This window comes from Arthrobacter sp. 01T419, assembly GCF_056398865.1.
In genome coordinates, this window is record NZ_JBFTQF010000004.1 from 1 (window position 1) to 18160 (window position 18160).

General features: G+C 64.7%; 15 protein-coding genes. 3 read left to right on the forward strand and 12 right to left on the reverse strand.

What is annotated here, in order from left to right; translation table 11 throughout:
- Positions 1 to 519 precede the first annotated feature (519 nt).
- Together tyrS and AC1DLO_RS07780 are read right to left on the reverse strand one after the other, a co-directional pair.
- On the reverse strand, positions 520 to 1830 hold the full coding sequence (tyrS, locus tag AC1DLO_RS07775; protein ID WP_476889083.1) for a tyrosine--tRNA ligase: 1311 nt from the start codon (positions 1828 to 1830) through the stop codon (positions 520 to 522).
- Positions 1831 to 1874: 44 nt separating this feature from the next.
- On the reverse strand, positions 1875 to 4103 hold the full coding sequence (locus tag AC1DLO_RS07780) for a HelD family protein (RefSeq protein ID WP_476914448.1): 2229 nt from the start codon (positions 4101 to 4103) through the stop codon (positions 1875 to 1877).
- Positions 4104 to 4261: 158 nt separating this feature from the next.
- Between AC1DLO_RS07780 and AC1DLO_RS07785 the strand changes: the two genes are divergently transcribed.
- Complete coding sequence (locus AC1DLO_RS07785) at positions 4262 to 4897, forward strand: GNAT family N-acetyltransferase (RefSeq protein ID WP_476889085.1); 636 nt, start codon at positions 4262 to 4264, stop codon at positions 4895 to 4897.
- Between the two features lie 31 nt (positions 4898 to 4928).
- Here AC1DLO_RS07785 and AC1DLO_RS07790 read toward each other — a convergent pair whose 3' ends face one another.
- On the reverse strand, positions 4929 to 5579 hold the full coding sequence (locus AC1DLO_RS07790) for a DNA-3-methyladenine glycosylase (protein WP_476889086.1): 651 nt from the start codon (positions 5577 to 5579) through the stop codon (positions 4929 to 4931).
- Between the two features lie 95 nt (positions 5580 to 5674).
- Between AC1DLO_RS07790 and AC1DLO_RS07795 the strand changes: the two genes are divergently transcribed.
- Complete coding sequence (locus tag AC1DLO_RS07795) at positions 5675 to 7240, forward strand: AlkA N-terminal domain-containing protein (protein ID WP_476889087.1); 1566 nt, start codon at positions 5675 to 5677, stop codon at positions 7238 to 7240.
- On the opposite strand, the gene AC1DLO_RS07800 is transcribed toward AC1DLO_RS07795, so the two are convergent.
- The 9 genes from AC1DLO_RS07800 to argC form a co-directional block, all read right to left on the reverse strand.
- Positions 7146 to 7883: a maleylpyruvate isomerase family mycothiol-dependent enzyme gene (locus AC1DLO_RS07800; protein WP_476889088.1), complete on the reverse strand. Its 738-nt coding sequence runs from the start codon at positions 7881 to 7883 to the stop codon at positions 7146 to 7148. The genes AC1DLO_RS07795 and AC1DLO_RS07800 overlap by 95 nt on opposite strands.
- Before the next feature lie 148 nt (positions 7884 to 8031).
- Entirely contained in the window at positions 8032 to 9447 is a 1416-nt protein-coding gene (argH, locus tag AC1DLO_RS07805; protein WP_476889089.1) for an argininosuccinate lyase, read from the reverse strand.
- Positions 9444 to 10649: an argininosuccinate synthase gene (locus AC1DLO_RS07810; protein ID WP_476914449.1), complete on the reverse strand. Its 1206-nt coding sequence runs from the start codon at positions 10647 to 10649 to the stop codon at positions 9444 to 9446. The genes argH and AC1DLO_RS07810 overlap by 4 nt, the downstream gene beginning before the upstream one ends.
- 119 nt (positions 10650 to 10768) lie before the next feature.
- Positions 10769 to 11305, reverse strand: a complete 537-nt coding sequence (locus AC1DLO_RS07815; RefSeq protein ID WP_476889091.1) for an arginine repressor — start codon at positions 11303 to 11305, stop codon at positions 10769 to 10771.
- Positions 11305 to 12315, reverse strand: coding sequence for an ornithine carbamoyltransferase (argF, locus tag AC1DLO_RS07820; RefSeq protein WP_476889092.1), 1011 nt, complete (start codon positions 12313 to 12315; stop codon positions 11305 to 11307). Before argF ends, AC1DLO_RS07815 begins: the two co-directional genes overlap by 1 nt.
- Positions 12312 to 13628 (reverse strand): acetylornithine transaminase, encoded by a 1317-nt coding sequence (locus AC1DLO_RS07825; protein WP_476889093.1) that lies wholly within the window; start codon positions 13626 to 13628, stop codon positions 12312 to 12314. Before AC1DLO_RS07825 ends, argF begins: the two co-directional genes overlap by 4 nt.
- Positions 13625 to 14584, reverse strand: coding sequence for an acetylglutamate kinase (gene argB, locus AC1DLO_RS07830; RefSeq protein ID WP_476889094.1), 960 nt, complete (start codon positions 14582 to 14584; stop codon positions 13625 to 13627). Before argB ends, AC1DLO_RS07825 begins: the two co-directional genes overlap by 4 nt.
- A gap of 12 nt (positions 14585 to 14596) precedes the next feature.
- Positions 14597 to 15763, reverse strand: coding sequence for a bifunctional glutamate N-acetyltransferase/amino-acid acetyltransferase ArgJ (argJ, locus tag AC1DLO_RS07835; protein ID WP_476889095.1), 1167 nt, complete (start codon positions 15761 to 15763; stop codon positions 14597 to 14599).
- The gene (argC, locus tag AC1DLO_RS07840) at positions 15760 to 16791 is read right to left on the reverse strand and encodes an N-acetyl-gamma-glutamyl-phosphate reductase (RefSeq protein WP_476889096.1); all 1032 of its coding nucleotides are present in this window, start codon (positions 16789 to 16791) and stop codon (positions 15760 to 15762) included. Before argC ends, argJ begins: the two co-directional genes overlap by 4 nt.
- A 174-nt stretch (positions 16792 to 16965) precedes the next feature.
- On the opposite strand from argC, the gene AC1DLO_RS07845 reads away from it, so the two are divergent.
- Positions 16966 to 18054 carry a fatty acid desaturase family protein gene (locus AC1DLO_RS07845; protein ID WP_476889097.1) on the forward strand — a complete coding sequence of 363 codons (1089 nt, stop codon included), beginning with the start codon at positions 16966 to 16968 and terminating at the stop codon, positions 18052 to 18054.
- Positions 18055 to 18160: the final 106 nt, after the last annotated feature.

Consider the following 18160-nt stretch of genomic DNA (forward strand, 5'->3'; position numbering starts at 1 on the left):
ACGACGGAAGAGCTGCACAAAATTTGAAACCAGCTGCAAAACCAGCCCCGCACCACGGAGGTGACACAGGACCAGCCAAAACAACCAATTCATAAAAACAAATCGGTATCAACAAACTTGGCACACTATTGAGTTCTCAAACAACAGACACAATCCGAATACTTCCCGGAATAAATTCAATCGAATTCTGCATTCCGTATTTCTTCGCTGCGATGTTTCTACTTTATTTCATTCATTTCAACTTTGCAAATCCAGGATTTCTCCCGAAATTCACCCAAGTGAATCAAATTTCCCCAAAGAGTCGATAAATCGTCCGGTTTCCAGACTTTCGTCCAAACCGGATCATTCACAATTCGATGGGATTTTGTCGCAATTTGTCCGCATCAGCGGCAGCAACTCAGAAAACGATACACGCTCCCCCGGAGCCGCGCAAGTCGGCCTCGGGGGAGCGTGCGATAGTCAGTCTTGGCGTACCCACGCAGCGGAACAAACCCGCCCCGCCCTGGAGTCAAGGAACCGTCAGACGGTCACCTCGACGGTCGCCAGATTCTTCTTCCCCCGGCGCAACAACAGGTACCGTCCGTGAAGCAGCTCCGCCTGGTCGATCACGGCATCGGGGTCGGTCACCTTACTGTTGTTCACGTAAGCGCCGCCCTCCCCCACCGTGCGCCGGGCAGCGGACTTGCTCTCCGACAACCCTGAAGCAACCAAGAGGTCGACTATGCCCAGGCCATCCGCACCAATCAAGGCAGACGGCAGCTCCGCCGTCGCCGACGCCAAGGTCACTTCGTCCAGAACAGAAAGATCGCCATTGCCGAACAGCGCGGCCGAAGCAGCAATCACTTTCTCCGTCGCGTCCACCCCATGCACCAGCGACGTGACTTCGTAGGCGAGCCTCCGCTGGCCCTCGCGAGCGAACGGACGCTCGGCAACGGCTGCCCCGAGTTCCTCAATCTCCGCTCGGCTCAGGAAAGTAAAGACCTTGAGTCGGTCAACGACGTCGGCGTCTGCAGTGTTGAGCCAGAACTGGTAGAAGGCGTACGGGCTGCACATGTGAGCGTCCAGCCAAATGGCGTTGCCCTCGCTCTTGCCGAACTTGGTACCGTCCGAATTGGTAATGAGGGGCGTGCCCAAGGCGTGGACAACCTTGCCATCGACCTTACGGATCAGCTCCGTGCCGCTGGTCAGGTTGCCCCACTGGTCCGAGCCGCCGGTTTGCAGCACGCAACCGTAGTCGCGGTTGAGCTGGAGGTAGTCCATACCCTGCAGGATTTGGTAGCTGAACTCGGTGTAGCTGATGCCTTCATCGGAGCTGAGACGGGAGGCAACGGCATCCTTGCGGAGCATGGTGCCCACGCGGAAGTGCTTGCCGATTTCGCGCAGGAAATCGATGGCGCTCAGCGGCGCGGTCCAGTCAAGGTTGTTCACCATGCGCGCAGCATTGTCCCCCTCGAAGCTCAGGAAGCGGCGGACTTGCGCCTGAAGGTAGCCAACCCACTCCGAAACGGTGTCCTTGGTGTTCAAGGTGCGTTCCGCCGTCGGGCGCGGATCGCCGATCAGTCCGGTGGAGCCGCCCACGAGGCCGAGTGGCTTGTGGCCCGCGAGCTGAAGGCGACGCATGAGCAAAAGCTGGACCAAGTTGCCAAGGTGCAGGGACGGTGCCGTGGGGTCGAAGCCACAGTAATACGTGATCGGGTCCCCGGCGAGCAGCTTTTCCAACTCCGTTTCATCAGTGGAAACGTGGATCAGGCCGCGCCATTTGAGCTCTTGCCAGATATTGGCAAAGCCCGGGTCGTTGTGTTGGGACTCGAGGTTGTTTACGTGTGACACGAGTTCTAAGTTAGCAGGATTGCCGCTCAGCTTGCTTGCTGCGCTCAGCGCTCGATACCGGCCGGCAGCGGCGCGGCGGCAATGAGGCGCAGCCGCTGCGTCGGACGGGTCATGGCAACGTAGAGATCGCCCACCTTGCCGTGCTCGTGGTTAAGCATGGCCGCAGGCTCCAGAACCACCACGCCGTCGAACTCGAGGCCCTTGGCTTCCTTCGGGCTGATGACCACGATGTCCTGGGAGTAGCTGCCTGCTCCGGTGCCCACGCGGTGGCCATACACCCCACGGAGCGCGGCTGCAGCCCGAGGCAGGAGGGCTCCGTCGGCAATCACGGCGAGCAGGCCGCCGTCGATCGCGTCCAGTTCCTCCGGAAGGATCTCAACGAGACGATCCACCATCCCCGACTCATCCACGCGGTCCACGATGGGCGACCATTTGCCTTCACGGACGGCCTTGGGAGCCGAGACAACCAGGCCGGCGCGGTTCGCCATGCGAACCGCCGCTTCGGCGATCTGCGAGGGGGTCCGGTAATTGACCGTGAGTTCTTCGAGCTGCCAGCGGTCCCCGAACGACGGCGCGAGGGCGCTGTGCCAGGAGTTCGCGCCTGCTGAGGAACTCGTCTGGGCGATGTCGCCGACGATCGTGAAGGACTTCAGCGGGCAGCGGCGGACCAAAAGCCGCCACTGCATGGGTGAGAGTTCCTGGGCCTCGTCCACCACGATGTGCCCGAACGCCCACGAACGATCGCTCGTGGCACGTTCAGCCGCCGTCAGGCGCGTTTCGCGCTCCTGGTTCTGATCCGCAAGCTCCTCGGCCGTCATCAGCACGTCGACGCCCATGGCCTCCATGTTGACCAGGGTCTGCTTTGCGTTGGCGAGGTCGCGGGCACGGTCATGTTCCTGTTGCGCCAGTCCCCTGCCAGCGGCAGGATCCAGCTCGCCCAGGAGCTCAGCGGCCTCGTCGAGGAGCGGAACATCGGCTTCCGTCCACGGGGCATCCGCGGGACGGAGCAGCAGGGCACGCTGCGCCGGCGTGAGGTGCGGCGTGCAGGCTTCCAGGATGGCAGGCTTGCTGAAGAGCTCGGACACGAGCTTCTCGGGCGTCAGCGGCATCCAGCACAGGTTCAGGACAATCCTGACGTCGCGCGCCGAGCGGACGTCTTCGGCGAGGTAGGAACGATCGGCGTTGTTGCCGATGTTCGACTCCTCGACGATCTCCGTCAGCTGCTCTGTTAGCTCGCGCAGCAGGATCTTCACGAACGTCACGCGTGCTTCGTTGTGGGGCTTGCCCGTGGCGCGCGCCCTGTCGCGGGCACGGCGCACCTGCCGGACGGACAAGGTGAGCTTCCGGGAGTCAACCTCGAGGATGCGGTCCTCGGCGGGTGTCCGCTGCCGGTTGGCCACGGCATTGGCGATGACGTCCGCCATGTCCAGCTTGCCCTTGAGCGCTGCGACATCTGGATCTACTTCCGGCACGGCATGGATCCCGGGCATGAGGCGACCAAGGCTTGCCATGACGACGCCGGTCTCACCGAGCGAAGGCAAGACCCGTTCGATGTAGTGCATGAACGACGACGACGGGCCAACGAGAAGGACGCCCGCGGACTTCAGGCGGTCACGGTGGGTGTACAGCAGGTAGGCGGCACGGTGAAGCGCGACGGCGGTCTTGCCGGTACCGGGGCCGCCTTGGACAACCAAGGCTCCCGAGATGGACGAACGGATGATCCGGTCCTGCTCGGACTGGATGGTGCCCACGATGTCCGACATACGGCCCGTGCGCTTGGAATTCAGGGCCGCCAGGAGTGCGCCCTCGCCTTGAAGGGAGTCATTGTCCGCCAGCATGCTGGCATCAAGGACATCGTCTTCGATTGCCTTGACCTCGCGACCTTGCAGGATCAGGTGACGACGACGGCGGACGCCTTGCCGATCGAAGGCGGTGGCCTGGTAGAAATGGCCGGCTTCGGGGGCGCGCCAGTCGACCATGAGCCGCTGAAGATCCGCCGTGGAGAGACCGATGCGTCCGATGTACTGCGCCTCTCCGGTGTCCAGGTCAAGGCGTCCGAACACGAGACGGTCGTCGACGGCGTCGAGCTGGGCGAGGCGGTCCTCGTAGAGAGCCGCGAAGGCGTCACGCTCGGAAACGTTCTGCATGGTGCCCACCGCTCCGGCGCGCCGGACCTGTGCCAGCTGCTGGCGCTTTTCCTCCCGCAACTCATCCAGGCGCGAGTAGAGACCGGCCACATACTCCCGCTCGTGGAGCAAATCAGCGTCATGCATCGAAACGTTCCCCTATCGAAAAAGACGGACCGTCCATTCTACAGCGGTTTTGCTTGACGTGCGTGAAACTGCCCGCACGCCGGTGCGTCACGCAATGTTCACCCGGCGCTAACCTCCAGAGCTTTTCACTCCGCACCCGGTGGTGCTTCAATGCTGCAATGCAGCACGACGTTGCCCTGACCCGACACGGCATCAGCCTGGTCCCGCTCTCCCCCGCGCATGCCGGTCCGCTCTTCGATTTTGTGGACTCCGGGATGTGGTCCGGCATGGCCGCCGAGCAGCCTTTGAGCGCCGCGGAACTGGCCGAACTCTTCGCGGCCCGCCTCGAAGATCCGGCAACCATGCCGTTCGCCGTCGTCGAGCAGCGGACGGGGGCGCTGCTCGGAACCACATCCCTCTGCGAGTACAGTCCCCGCCAGCAGCGCTTGGAGATCGGTGGGACCTTCTACGGGCGCCCGTTTTGGGGCAGCCACGTCAATCCGGCCGCGAAACAGCTGCTTCTGGCCTATTCCTTCGACGTGTTGGACGTCCACCGGGTTGGCTTCCGCTGCGATGCGCGCAATACGCGCAGCGCATCGGCCATTCAGCGGTTAGGGGCGAGCTACGAGGGCACACTGCGCGGGCACCGCTTCGCTCCCGACGGTAGCCGCTGCGACACCGCGGTGTTCTCGATCCTGCAGGAGGAATGGCCCCAAGTGCGCAAGTCATTGCTGGGCCGCTTGGCGCCCTTCGAGCTCCCCGACAACCACTGCGCCTACGTCGCCGAGCCAACCCGGACCGAACACGCCGCTTGAAGGATTCCTCCCCGGGGTTCTACAAAGGCTTCTAGACGGCGCGACTCCGGCCCGGCTTGTAACGCGACACCGTGGGGTCCCCGGAGAGCCAGAACCGCCACGGGTAGTCTGCGGAACCGCCGTCGCCGGATACTCCTACCCGGAGGCCGCTCGCGACTGCCGATTGCGCCGCCGGTGTCACCGGAAGTTCGAGTCCGAACGGCTCCGCCAGGGCATCGCGGCCGCTATCCGCCGTGGTCAGCCCCAGGGCGGAGGCAAGCCGGGCCGGTCCGCTGGCAAGATCCGTCAGCGATCTCGACGCCGGACGGCGGGATTGTGCCAGGGCTTGCCCGGCCACCACCTCGCCTGCCCGCAGCAGCAAAGCGGACGCGACGCCCTCGGGACCGCAAACAATATTGGCGCAATAGTGCATGCCATACGTGAAGTAGACGTAGAGGTGCCCTGCCGGACCGAACATCGGTGCATTGCGGGCAGTGGGTCCGCCGAACGTGTGTGAGCCGGGATCGGGTTGGGCGGAGTCCCGCGGCCCCAGATAGGCCTCAACCTCGCTCAACCGCACGGACACGGTTCCTTCAGGTGACCGGTGGCTCAGCACGGCGCCAAGGAGCAAGGGTGCCACATCCCGCGGATCCCCGGAAAGGATGGCGCGGATGGCTTCTGGAGCTGCACCCTGCGTGGTCATGCCCAGACCCTAGCAAAAATCCGCTGGCGAAATCCTCCGGTAACCATGTCCGATTTCCGCTAGGAACAGCATGCGGAGGCTGCGAGGATGAAGTCATGGACTTTTGGCAACGCTACCGTGCCATCGATGCGCGGGATCCTCGGTTCGACGGCCAGTTCTTCACCGCCGTCCGCTCGACGGGCATCTACTGCCGGCCGTCGTGTCCGGCCCGGACGCCAAAGGCCGAAAACCTGACGTTCTACGAGACCTCGGCCGCGGCGCACGAGGCCGGCTACCGGGCGTGCAAGCGGTGCCTCCCTGAAGCCGTTCCGGGCACGCCGGCGTGGAACCTGCGTTCGGACGTCGCCGGCCGGGCCATGCGGCTTATCAACGATGGCGCAATCTCCCGGGTGGGCGTCGAAGGCCTCGCCACCAGGCTGGGCTACTCTTCCCGCCAGCTGAACCGGATCCTCAGCCATGAACTCGGTGCCGGACCGCTGTCCCTGGCACGGGCCAGCCGGGCCCAGACGGCCCGGACACTCCTGGTATCCACCTCAATGAAGCTCGCAGACGTGGCGTTCGCCGCCGGGTTCAACAGCGTCCGCCAGTTCAATGACACCATCAACGAAGTCTTCGCCCTGACCCCGACAGCGCTCCGGGCCACCGCGAAGCCCGTTGGCCATCAGGGCAAACAGGGCGGGGCCACCTCCCTGACCCTCAACCTCCCATACCGGGAGCCTTTCGATACGGGGATTTTCGATTTCCTCGCCGCCCGCGCGGTTCCCGGAATCGAGCTGACGGGCGCGGACAGCTATGCGCGAACCCTCCGCTTGCCGCGCGGCAATGCCGCGTTCACGGTGGAGTACGACGCCGGGGCGCGCGGCGGTGCGCTGACGCTCGCCGTCAGCGCCCTGGATCTCCACGATCTTCCGGTCCTGTTGAGCCGCGTGCGCCGGTTGTTCGATCTCGACGCCGATCCCGTAGCCGTGGACGAGGCACTGGCCGCCGATGCCCGGCTCGGCCTATCCGTGCGCGAGACCCCGGGGATCAGGGTCCCGGGCGCCGTGGACCCCCAGGAGCTGCTGATCCGGGCGATGATCGGCCAGCAAATCACGGTGGCGGCCGCCCGCACGGCGCTGACCCAACTGTCCGACGCCGGAACCCGCCTGCCGGAAGGGCACGCCGGACATGCACTGGGCCTGGACCGCTTGTTCCCCACCGTGGAGGAAATCGCCGGCTCCGGCGCGGGATTGCTGAAGGGGCCGCAGCGCCGCATTGATTCCGTGCTGGCCGCTGCGGGGGCCATCGCCAACGGGGAACTCGACTTCGACTACGGCGACGACCCCCAAACACTGGCCGACAAACTGCTGCCGCTGCCGGGCGTCGGGCCCTGGACGGTTGGCTATGTTGCGATGCGGGTCATCGGCGATCCGGATGTTTTCCTGGCCAACGATGCAGCGGTCCGGAACGGACTCAAGAATCTCGAGGCCGCGGAGGGGTTGCCCGCTGACTTCCGCAATGTGAGCCCGTGGCGTTCCTATGCCACAATGCACCTCTGGAGGGCAGCCGCAAGCAAACGCAGGAGCGCTACTTCACCGCTGGAACGCTCGACGGCCAGGGCAGCAGCTCCGGCAAGTCAACACCGTCCGCGTCGGCAGAAGCCCGCAAGCTCCCCAGGGTAGGCGTCCGGCCGGCGAGCCAGGCCGCGATATCTGTGATCATGCCGTTGATGGCGACCGACTGCCGGCCCGAGCCGATGACGAGCTGCGGCAAGCCCAAGGGCTGAAGCACGAACTTGTGGTCTGCCGGAACTCGGGCGGAGAGGAAATCGAAGAGGTGCTCGCAGAACTGCTTGCTCCAGGTCTCCGGGCCGCGGCCCGTTCCCAGGTCCGTGATGTGGATGACCAGTTCGCGCCAGAGCGCCAGACCGCCGTCGAACACTGTTCCATTCCGGAAGCTGATCCGAGTGTTCCAGCCGGACTCCACGAGACCGTCGAAGGCCCTCAAGGCCCGGGCGAGGGCGGCTTCCGTCTCGTCTCGGTGTTCGGCAAGGCTGTGGCTGGCCGCCAGCTCAATGGCCTTCGTGCGGCCCTCGTAGCCACCGTCGTAGATGTCGATGGTCTCGCCCCGGGCGGCGTATTCCAGCTGGCGCGCCATGGCGTTGGAGATGCCGGCAATGTGCGCCAGCACGTGGCCGCGGGTCCACCCGGGCAGTTGGGAGGGAGCTTTGACATCGGCGTCGTCGAGCTTGGAGACGACTTCGGTGACAGTGCCGGCTGCTTTGTGGAGCTCGGCAAGAAGCGCTGAGGTAGTGATCTCGGTCATAGCGCCATAGTATCCGACAGAGTTAACGACTCTTAACGGACAATACGGACAACGCCCCCTCAGCTTGCCCTGAAACCACCGACACTCCAGCAGTTGCTGAAGGAGCGTCGGTAGAAACGGGACCAAAGCTGAGGGAGCGTCTGGGACGCTAGCCCGCGTACCCGCGTACCAGGCCGAGTTCAGCCTCAAGCGCCGTCAGCTGGCGCTCGACGGCGGCCGGAGCCGTGCCGCCCTGCGAGTTGCGGCTGTTGAGCGAACCTTCGGTGCTGAGCACGGAGCGGACCTTGGGGGTCAGGTGCTCCGAAATGCTCGCGTACTCCTCGTCGGTCAGGTCCCATAGTTCGACGCTTCGTCCTTCAGCGAGCTTCACAGCGGCACCGGAGAGCTCGTGGGCCTCCCGGAACGGCACGCCCTGGCGGACAAGCCATTCGGCGATGTCCGTCGCAAGCGCGAAGCCCTGCGGCGCCAAGGAAGCCATGCGCTCGGTGTTGAAGGTGAGCGTGGCGATCATGCCGGAGACCGCCGGGAGCAGCACTTCCAAGGTATCTGCGGCGTCGAAGACCGGCTCCTTGTCTTCCTGCAGATCGCGGTTGTACGCGAGCGGCAGCCCCTTGAGCGTCGCCAACAGGCCGGCCAGGTTGCCGATGAGGCGCCCTGCCTTGCCGCGGGCGAGCTCGGCGACATCCGGGTTCTTCTTCTGCGGCATGATCGAAGACCCCGTGGAGTATGAATCATGGAGCGTCACAAAGGAGAACTCCTTGGTGGCCCACAGGATGACTTCCTCGGAAACCCGCGACAAGTCCACGCCGATCATCGAGCAGATCCACGCGAACTCGGCGAAGACATCGCGCGAAGCGGTGCCGTCGATCGAGTTGTGAACCGCCGAGAAGAAGCCGAGGTCCGCGGCGACGGCCTCAGGATCCAGGCCGAGCGAGGAACCCGCCAAGGCACCGGAACCGTACGGCGAGATGCCGGCACGCTTGTCCCAATCCTGGAACCGCTGCACATCGCGCAACAGTGCCCAGGCGTGGGCCAGCAGGTGGTGGCTCAACAGGACCGGCTGCGCATGCTGCAAGTGGGTCCGGCCGGGCATGGCAACGCCCTGGTGGGCTTTGGCCTGCTCCACGAGGGCGTCGATCGTGGCGAGCACGCCGCGGGCGATGATACGGGCGTGGTCGCGCAGGAACATCCGGCCCAACGTGGCCACCTGATCGTTGCGCGAACGCCCTGCCCGGAGCTTGCCGCCCAGATGGGTTCCAGCCCGCTCAATGAGTCCGCGTTCGAGGGAACCGTGGACGTCCTCATCGCTCTCGGCAGGCTGGTAGGCGCCGCTCGCGACGTCGTCATCCAACTGGGTCAGCGCCGCGAGCATGCCTTCGAGTTCGCCGTCGTCGAGCAGCCCCGCCTTGTGCAGCACGCGGGCATGCGCCTTGGAGCCGGCGATGTCGTAGCGGGCCAGCCGCCAGTCAAAATGCGTGGACTTGCTCAGTGCGGCAAGCGCATCTGCAGGGCCGCCGGCGAACCGGCCACCCCACAGTGCGCCTTCATTTGTTGCCGACGTCATTTGCCCGCAACCCGCAGGTCGCGGCCTGCGGCGACCTTGGAGGACATGCCCCACAGCTCGATGAAGCCCTTGGCCTGCGATTGGTCGAAGGTGTCGCCGGTGTCGTACGTGGCGAGGTCGAAGTCGTAGAGCGAGGTGTCGGAGCGGCGGCCGTTGACGATGGCCTGGCCACCGTGCAGGACCATACGGATGTCGCCCGAGACGTACTTCTGGGTGTCCTCGATGAAAGCGTCCAGCGAGCGCTTGAGCGGGGAGAACCACTGGCCGTCGTAGACCAGCTCGGACCAACGCTGGCCGACGGTGGCCTTGAAGCGGGCCTGCTCACGCTCGATGGTCACATCTTCAAGGTGCTTGTGCGCCGTGATGAGGGCCATCGCACCCGGAGCTTCGTAGATTTCGCGGGACTTGATGCCGACAAGGCGGTCCTCGACGACATCGATGCGGCCAACGCCCTGGGCCCCGGCGCGGCGGTTCAGTTCCTGGATGACCTGCAGCGGGGTGCGCTTGACGCCGTCGATCGCCACCGGTACGCCGGCTTCGAAGGTGATGGTGACCTCGTCCGGTGCCGGCGGGAATTCCGGGGTGGCCGTGTAGTCGTAGATGTCCTTGGTGGGAGCATTCCAGATGTCCTCGAGGTAACCGGTCTCGACGGCGCGTCCCCAGACGTTCTGGTCGATCGAGTATGGGTTCTTCTTGGTGGTTTCGATCGGGAGTCCCTTTTCCTCGGCGAAGGCAATGGCCTTGTCGCGGGTCAGGGCGAGGTCGCGGACAGGTGCGATGCACTTCAGGTCCGGGCCCAGGGTCTGGATGCCGACCTCGAAGCGGACCTGGTCGTTGCCCTTGCCCGTGCAGCCGTGCGCAACGGTGGTGGCGCCGAATTCGCGGGCGGCCTTGACGAGGTGCTTGACGATCACCGGACGGGAGATCGCCGAAACCAGCGGGTAGTGGCCCTGGTAGAGGGCGTTGGCCTTCAGCGTGGGCATGGCGTATTCATTGGCGAATTCGTCGCGGGCGTCGGCCACGTAGGCCTCGACGGCGCCGCAGCCGAGGGCGCGCTGGCGGATGGTCTCCAGCGACTCGCCGCCCTGTCCGACGTCGACCGCCACGGCGATGACCTCGGCGCCGGTGGCTTCACCGATCCAGCCGATGGCTACGGAAGTATCAAGGCCACCGGAGTAGGCCAGAACAATGCGCTCAGTCACGAGAGTGCTCCTTTGTTGTTGCTTGGTTCTTTGGGTCAATGCTTGGGTCGGGCCGAAGGCCCGGGTATGACAGTGCCGGAATGGTTCAGTTGCCGGGCTGGATCAGTTTCCCGAATCGCTTAGTTGCTTGGTCCGGCTTCCTGGGCCAGTTGGAGGAATCGAGCCGCCAGTTCGGCGCCGCCATCGGGATCCCTGGCAACCAAAAGCAAGGTGTCGTCGCCTGCGATCGTACCCAATACAGACGGCATCACCGAGTGGTCGATGGCCAGGGCGAGGAAGTTGGCGGCGCCCGGCGGCGTCCGCAGCACCACGATATTGCCCGAAGCCTCCGCGGTGACCAGCAGCTCACCGCAAAGCCGCGACAGGCGGGCATCAAGGATTTCCTGGGTGATGCCGCTTTTGGCATTGCGCTCACCGCCTTCACCGGGCACCGCGTAGACCAGTGCGCCTTCCCTGCCGCGCACGCGCACAGCCCCCAGTTCCACAAGGTCCCGGGAGAGGGTCGCCTGGGTGACCTGGACGCCGTCGTCCGCCAGCAAGGCCGCGAGTTCCGCTTGCGAGCGCACGGACTGTCCCGTCAGGATCGCGGTGATCCGCGCCTGCCGGGCCGTCTTGGTGGCGGGGCTGGCGCCTTGCGACGCCGGATGGGTGGACACTAGTTGCTGCCCTCCGCGGGCACCGCGGACGCCACCAATGGTGCGAGGCCTTCCACAAGGGCCAGCCCGGACTGGTGCATGAGCCAGGCCATGAGTGCCTTCTGGGCATGCAGGCGGTTCTCGGCCTCATCCCAGACGATGGACTGCGGCCCATCGATAACGCCTGCGGAGATTTCGTAGCCGCGGTAGGCGGGCAGGCAGTGGAGCACGACGGCGTCCGGCGCCGCCTGCGCCATCGCGGCCTCGTCCACGGAGTACTCGCGGAAGAGCTGCATCCGGGCTTCCTTTTCGGCCTCCTGGCCCATGGAGACCCACGTGTCGGTGGCGACGACGTCGGCCCCGTGGAGGGCTTGCGTGGCGTCGGTGGTGATGAGCACGGAACCGCCGGTTTCGGCGGCGCGCTCGTTCGCTGCCGCAACGATGTCGGCTGCCGGCAGGTAGCCTTCCGGGCCCGAGATCCTGACGTGCATGCCCGCCGTGACGCCGGCCAGAAGGTAGGAGTTGGCCATGTTGTTCGCGGCGTCGCCCAGGTAGGCCATGGTGAGGCCCTTGAGTTCGCCCTTGTGCTCTTTGACCGCCAGCAGGTCGGCCAGGAGCTGACAGGGATGGTAATCGTCGCAGAGAGCGTTGATGACGGGAACCTTGGAGTTTTCGGCCATCGCCACGAGGCCGGAGTGCGCGCCGGTACGCCACACAATGGTCGAGACCATGCGCTCGAGCACCTTGGCGGTGTCCTCGACGGATTCCTTGTGGCCGATCTGCGCCTCACCGGGGTTGATGATGAGGGCGTTGCCGCCCATATCCGCAATACCGGTGGCGAAAGAGACACGGGTGCGGGTGGAGGTCTTGTCGAAGATGACGGCGACAGTCTTGCGTCCATTGCCGTCCGCTGCGAACGGTTGGACGCTGTAGGGTGCCGCCTTCATCCGAACCGCGAGCTCCAGTACCTCTGCTTGCTCTGCCGGAGTGAGGTCCGTGTCCTTGAGGAAGTGACGGGTGGTGGTGTTCACTGTGCGTCCTTAGCGGTCAGGGGTTCAGCGGTCAGGGGTTCAGCGGACTGGCCTGCTGCCGCCTGGATGATGCCAGGCAGCGCGTCGAGGAAACGGTCGGCTTGCTCGGCGGTCAGGATGAGCGGCGGGGCCAGACGGATGGTGCGCGGGCCGGGGCTGTTGATGATGAAGCCTGCGTCGAGGGCGGCGGTCACCATGGCGGGCGCAATCTCAGCGTCGAGGTCGAAACCGATCAGGAGTCCTTCGCCACGGACTTCCGTGACGCCGCCGACGTCGGACAGACCGGCCCGCAGCCGCGCGCCGACGGTGAGCACATTCGCCAGCACGCCTTGGCTTTCGATGGCATGCAGGGTGGCGAGGGCAGCAGCCGTGGCTACCGGATTCCCTCCGAAGGTGGTGCCGTGCTGGCCTGCTGTCAGGAGCGACGACGTCGGCTCTCCGAAGGTGATGAGCGCGCCGACCGGGAAGCCGCCACCCAAGCCCTTCGCGAGGGTCACGGCGTCGGGGACGATTCCGGCGTCTTCGCTGGCCAACCACTTGCCGGTTCGGCCGACGCCGGTCTGGACCTCATCAAGGATCAGCAGCGCGCCGGCCTTGCTCGTGGCCTCACGGGCCGCCTGCAGGTACTCGACACTGAGCGGGCGGACGCCCGCCTCGCCTTGGATGGGCTCCAGGAAGACGGCCGCCGTGGTTTCGTCGACGGCGGCGAGGAGGGCCTCGATGTCGCCGAACGGGATGTGGACCACGCCGCCCGGCAAGGGTTCGAAGGGCGCCCGGTAAGCTTCCTTGGCGGTCAGCGCGAGGGCGCCCATCGTGCGGCCGTGGAAGGCGCCTTCGAGGGCGATGATCTTGGTGCGCTTAGCTGACTTTGCACCGGCCGGCGCTTCACTGTTGCGCCGCGCCAGCTTGAAGGCGGCCTCGTTGGCTTCGGTGCCGGAGTTGGCGAAGAACACTTTGGAGCCCGCAGGAGCCTTGGTGATAGCGAGGAGCTTCTCGGCCAACGCGATCTGCGTGGGGCTCGTAAAGAAGTTCGAGACGTGACCCAGGGTGGCCAGCTGGCTGGCGATCACCGACGTGACGAAGGGGTGTGCGTGGCCCAAGGCGTTAACGGCGATACCGCCCAGGAGATCGAGGTATTCCTTGCCGTCGGCATCCCAGACAAGGGAACCTGCGCCGCGGACCAAGACCCGCTGCGGGGTACCGAAGACGCCCATGAGCGAAGAAGAGTAGCGGGCGAGCCAGTCACTCCCCGTGCTCTGCCCAGTTATGGCGTCTGCGGGCGTTTCGACCAGTTCTGCTTCGTTGGCGGTCATGAGTTCACTTCCTCGTCGGGGACAACCTGGGTTCCAATACCCGCGGTGGTGAAAGTTTCCAGGAGCATGGAGTGCGGCAAGCGACCATCCACGATGTGGGCTTGTTCCACGCCGTCGTCAATGGCCTTCAGGCAAGCCGTCATTTTCGGGATCATGCCGGACTCCAGCCGCGGCAGCATCTCCCGCAGTTCCGAAGCCGTCAGCGAGGAGATGAGCGAGGACTTGTCCGGCCAGTTGGCATAGAGTCCTTCGACATCGGTCAGGATGACAAGCTTGGATGCGCCCAGTGCAGAGGCGACCGCCGCGGCGGCCGTGTCTGCGTTGACGTTAAGGACCTGCCCCGTTGTGGAGCCCGTGCCGTCCCCCTCGTCAATGATCTCGGGGGCAACCGTGGAAATCACCGGGATGCGGCCGGCGTCGAGGATGTCCTCGATACCCGTGGGATCAACTCCCACTACTTCGCCTACGAGGCCGAGGTCCACCTCCTCGCCATCCACCACAGTGCCGGTGCGCACCGCGCGGAGGAGGCCGCCGTCTTCACCGGACATGCCCACGGCATAAGGCCCGTGGGAGTTGATGAGGCCCACGAGTTCGCGCCCCACCTGTCCGGTGAGCACCATGCGGACCACGTCCATGGCCTCCGGGGTGGTGACGCGCAAGCCTCCCTTGAATTCGGATTCGATGCCGAGCCTGCTGAGCATCGAGTTGATCTGCGGGCCGCCTCCATGCACCACCACCGGGTGGATGCCCACGTGGTGCAGGAACACGACGTCCTCGGCGAAGGCCCGGCGGAGTTCCTCGTTGACCATGGCGTTCCCGCCGTACTTGATCACCATGGTGGTGCCAGCGAAACGCTGGATCCAGGGCAACGCTTCGATCAGGGTCGCAGCCTTGTCCTGGGCTGTTTTTGCCGAATCGGCGCCGATCGACGTATTTTCGCGGGTGTGCGCAGTCATGGTCATCCCCGTCTAGCTCGAGTAGGCGCTGTTCTCATGCACGTACTCGTGCGTGAGGTCGTTGGTCCAGATGGTGGCCTCTGCTTCGCCTGCCTGCAAGTCGATCTCCACAAGCACCTCGCGGGGTTCAAGGTCCACAAGGTTGCGGTCGTCGCCGATGCTGCCGTTGCGGCAGATCTGGATGCCGTTCATGGAAACGTTGAGCTGGTCCGGTTCGAAGACGGCGTCCGTGGTGCCCACCGAGGACAGGACACGGCCCCAATTGGGATCTTTGCCGAAGATGGCGGTCTTGAAGAGGTTGGAGCGGGCCACGGAACGGCTGACGATTTCTGCGTCGCGCTCGCTCGCCGCGTTGAACGTCCGGATGGCGATGTCGTGGCTGGCGCCTTCGGCGTCGCCGATCAGCTTGCGGGCAAGTTCGGCGCACACCTGGGTGATTCCGGCACCCAGCTGTTCGGCGGATGGGATGGCCTCGGACGCACCGGAGGCCAGCAGGACGACCGTGTCGTTGGTGGACATGCAACCGTCCGAGTCCGCCCGGTCAAAGGTGACGCGGGTGGCGTCGCGGAGGACGACGTCGAGCTCTTCGGCCGGGACCTGGGCATCCGTGGTGAGCACCACCAGCATGGTGGCGAGGCCGGGTGCCAGCATGCCGGCGCCCTTCGCGATGCCCCCGACCGTGAAGGTGTTGCCTTCGGCATCGGTGCCGCTGAAGACTGCTTCCTTCGCAACGCTATCCGTGGTCATGATCGCCGTAGCGGCTGCGAGGCCGCCGTCTTCGGAAAGCTCCGCGAAAGCCGCGTCGATGCCCGGAATGATCTTATCCATAGGCAGTTGCTCACCGATGAGCCCGGTAGAGCAAACCACGACGTCGGAGGCGGAGATCCCGAGGACAGCCGCCACTTTCTCGGCAGTTGCGTGCGTATTTTGGAATCCCTGGGGCCCGGTGCAGGCGTTGGCCCCGCCGGAATTCAGCACGACTGCATCCACGCGCCCGTCGGAGACAACCTGACGGGACCAGTGCACGGGAGCCGCGGCCACGCGGTTGGACGTGAAAACGGCTGCTGCGGCTTTGAGCGGGCCATCGTTGACAACTAGGGCCAGGTCGGGATTACCCGATGCCTTGATGCCGGCTTTGACGCCGGCGGCCCGGAATCCTTGGGGGGCAGTGATGGTCACGGAGCAACTCCTTGGACGTTGAGGCCGGCGGATTCGTCCAGGCCGAGGGCGATATTCATGGACTGCACGGCACCGCCGGCTGTCCCCTTGGTCAGATTATCGATGGCGCACGTGACAATCACGCGGCCGGAGTGTTCATCCAATGCCAATTGCATGACGGCGTGATTGGAACCCTGCACCGACTTGGTAGTTGGCCATTGCCCTTCGGGCAGCAGGTGGACGAACGGTTCGTCGTCGTACGCTTCGGCCCAGGCGCTACGGAGTTCGGCAGCGGTGACGCCTGGCTTGGCCTTGGCCGTGGCCGTGCTCAGGATGCCGCGGCTCATGGGCGCGAGGGTAGGGGTGAAGGACACTGTGACCTGTTCACCGGCGGCGTTGGAAAGTCCCTGCTCGATCTCGGGGGTGTGGCGGTGGCCGCCACCCACGCCATACGGACTCATGGATCCCATGACCTCCGAGCCGATGAGATTGACCTTCGCCGCTTTGCCGGCGCCCGAGGTGCCTGAGGCCGAGACAATCACGACGTCGTCCGGCTGGAGAAGCTTGTTGGCGAAGCCCGGCGTCAGGGCGAGGAGGGCCGACGTCGGGTAGCAACCGGGCACCGCAATCCGTTTCGCACCCTTGAGCGCGTCGCGCTGGCCGGGAAGTTCCGGCAGCCCGTAGGGCCAGGTCCCGGCATGGGCGGAGCCGTAGAACTTTTCCCACGCCGCGGGGTCTTCAAGACGGTGGTCAGCTCCAGCGTCGATCACCAGCGTGCCCTCCGGCAACTGTGCAGCGATCTCAGCCGAGGCTCCGTGCGGGAGCGCCAGGAACACGACGTCGTGGCCGGAGAGGTTTTCCACGCTGGTGTCTTCGAGAATCCGACTGGCCAAACCATGGAGATGCGGCTGCAACTCCCCTAGTCTGGAACCGGCATTGCTGTGTGCGGTGATCGCACCGATGGTGACGTCCGGATGGCCCGCCAAGAGGCGCAGCACCTCTCCCCCGGCGTAGCCGCTGGCACCGGAGACGGCAACAGAAATAGTCATGGCAAGACTATACAGCAAAAATATTCATAGTTGCCGATATTTATGCATGTCCTCTTTTCCAGCCGATCGTCTAGGAGCGGGCCGAGGGGGCGTATGCTGAATAGAGGGTGATCTAGACCGTGCAGCCGATCGTCGGTTGCAGCGTTGCCCGTTATTGTTACGGGGCAACTGCATATGTCACCGACCTCCACCACGGAACGTCCCTTGAAGAGCGTCCGGCCACCTAACGCGGTCGTGCTCAGCTATTCCGACCTCCTCAAGACAGTCCGCGCGGAAGGGCTCTTGAAGCGCCGCGTCGGCTTCTATATCAGCGTTTTCGCGGCATTGGTCCTCTTGCTGACAGGCACCTGGTTTGGCTTTGCGCTCATCGGCCATAGCTGGTACCAGCTCCTCATCGCCGCCGCCCTTGGCATCCTCTGCACCCAGCTGAGCTTCCTTGCACACGAGGCCGGCCACCGCCAGATTTTTGCCTCGCGGAGGGCAAATGACTGGTCTGCCCGCATCCTGGCTACCTCGGTTGCCGGCATCAGCTACTCCTGGTGGGAACAGAAACACGGCGCGCACCACAACAACCCGAACGTGATTTCCAAGGACCCCGACATCAAGACCGGAGCCTTGGCTTTCCACGTTGAAGCCGCTGCAGGCAGGAAGGGACGCTTCGCGTTCCTCACCCGCAGGCAAGGCTGGTTCTTCTTCCCCCTCCTGATGCTGCTGGGCATCAGTCTGCAATTCGAATCCTTGATGTACATCCTCCGTCCAGGGGCGATCAAGCACCGCTGGGTGGAGACCCCCATTCTCCTGGCACGGCTCCTCGCGCTGCCGGTCCTCGCCTTCACTTTCCTGCCGATTGGCCTGGCTTTCGCTTTCCTTGGCGTCCAGATCATGGTGTTCGGCTTTTACATGGGTGCTTCCTTCGCCCCGAACCACAAGGGCATGCCGGTCCTGCCAGCCGATTCACGCGTCGATTTCCTGCGTCGCCAGATTCTGACTGCCAGGAACATCTCCGGCGGACCCTTCATGAACATCCTCCTCGGCGGCCTCAACCACCAAGCCGAACACCACTTGTTCCCCGACATGGCACGCCCCCACTTGCGCCGCGCCTCGGAGATCGTTCGGGACTACTGCGAAAAGCACTCCATTCCCTACACCGAAACCACTTTGATGCAGTCCTACGCAATCGTCGTGCGTTACCTCAACGAGGTAGGACTCGCCGCCGGCCGCGGCTTTGACTGCCCCGTGGCTTCCGCTCACGGACGAGGCTGAACACTCCCAGAAGGTCAACTGCGCACGTTACGGGCAAATCACCGGGCGGGGCCCTGACTGGACACCCGACGGATTCCGCTCCCTAGGATGGTTGTGTGAATGCGGG

What these genes read in the sequence shown, in the direction of transcription:
- AC1DLO_RS07780 (WP_476914448.1), bottom strand. Translation starts at nt 4,103, where the DNA reads ATGCATGACGCTGATTTGCTCCACGAGCGGGAGTATGTGGCCGGTCTC.
- AC1DLO_RS07785 (WP_476889085.1), top strand. Translation starts at nt 4,262, where the DNA reads ATGCAGCACGACGTTGCCCTGACCCGACACGGCATCAGCCTGGTCCCG.
- AC1DLO_RS07790 (WP_476889086.1), bottom strand. Translation starts at nt 5,579, where the DNA reads ATGACCACGCAGGGTGCAGCTCCAGAAGCCATCCGCGCCATCCTTTCC.
- AC1DLO_RS07795 (WP_476889087.1), top strand. Translation starts at nt 5,675, where the DNA reads ATGGACTTTTGGCAACGCTACCGTGCCATCGATGCGCGGGATCCTCGG.
- AC1DLO_RS07800 (WP_476889088.1), bottom strand. Translation starts at nt 7,883, where the DNA reads ATGACCGAGATCACTACCTCAGCGCTTCTTGCCGAGCTCCACAAAGCA.
- argH (WP_476889089.1), bottom strand. Translation starts at nt 9,447, where the DNA reads ATGACGTCGGCAACAAATGAAGGCGCACTGTGGGGTGGCCGGTTCGCC.
- AC1DLO_RS07825 (WP_476889093.1), bottom strand. Translation starts at nt 13,628, where the DNA reads ATGACCGCCAACGAAGCAGAACTGGTCGAAACGCCCGCAGACGCCATA.
- argB (WP_476889094.1), bottom strand. Translation starts at nt 14,584, where the DNA reads ATGACTGCGCACACCCGCGAAAATACGTCGATCGGCGCCGATTCGGCA.
- argC (WP_476889096.1), bottom strand. Translation starts at nt 16,791, where the DNA reads ATGACTATTTCTGTTGCCGTCTCCGGTGCCAGCGGCTACGCCGGGGGA.
- AC1DLO_RS07845 (WP_476889097.1), top strand. Translation starts at nt 16,966, where the DNA reads ATGTCACCGACCTCCACCACGGAACGTCCCTTGAAGAGCGTCCGGCCA.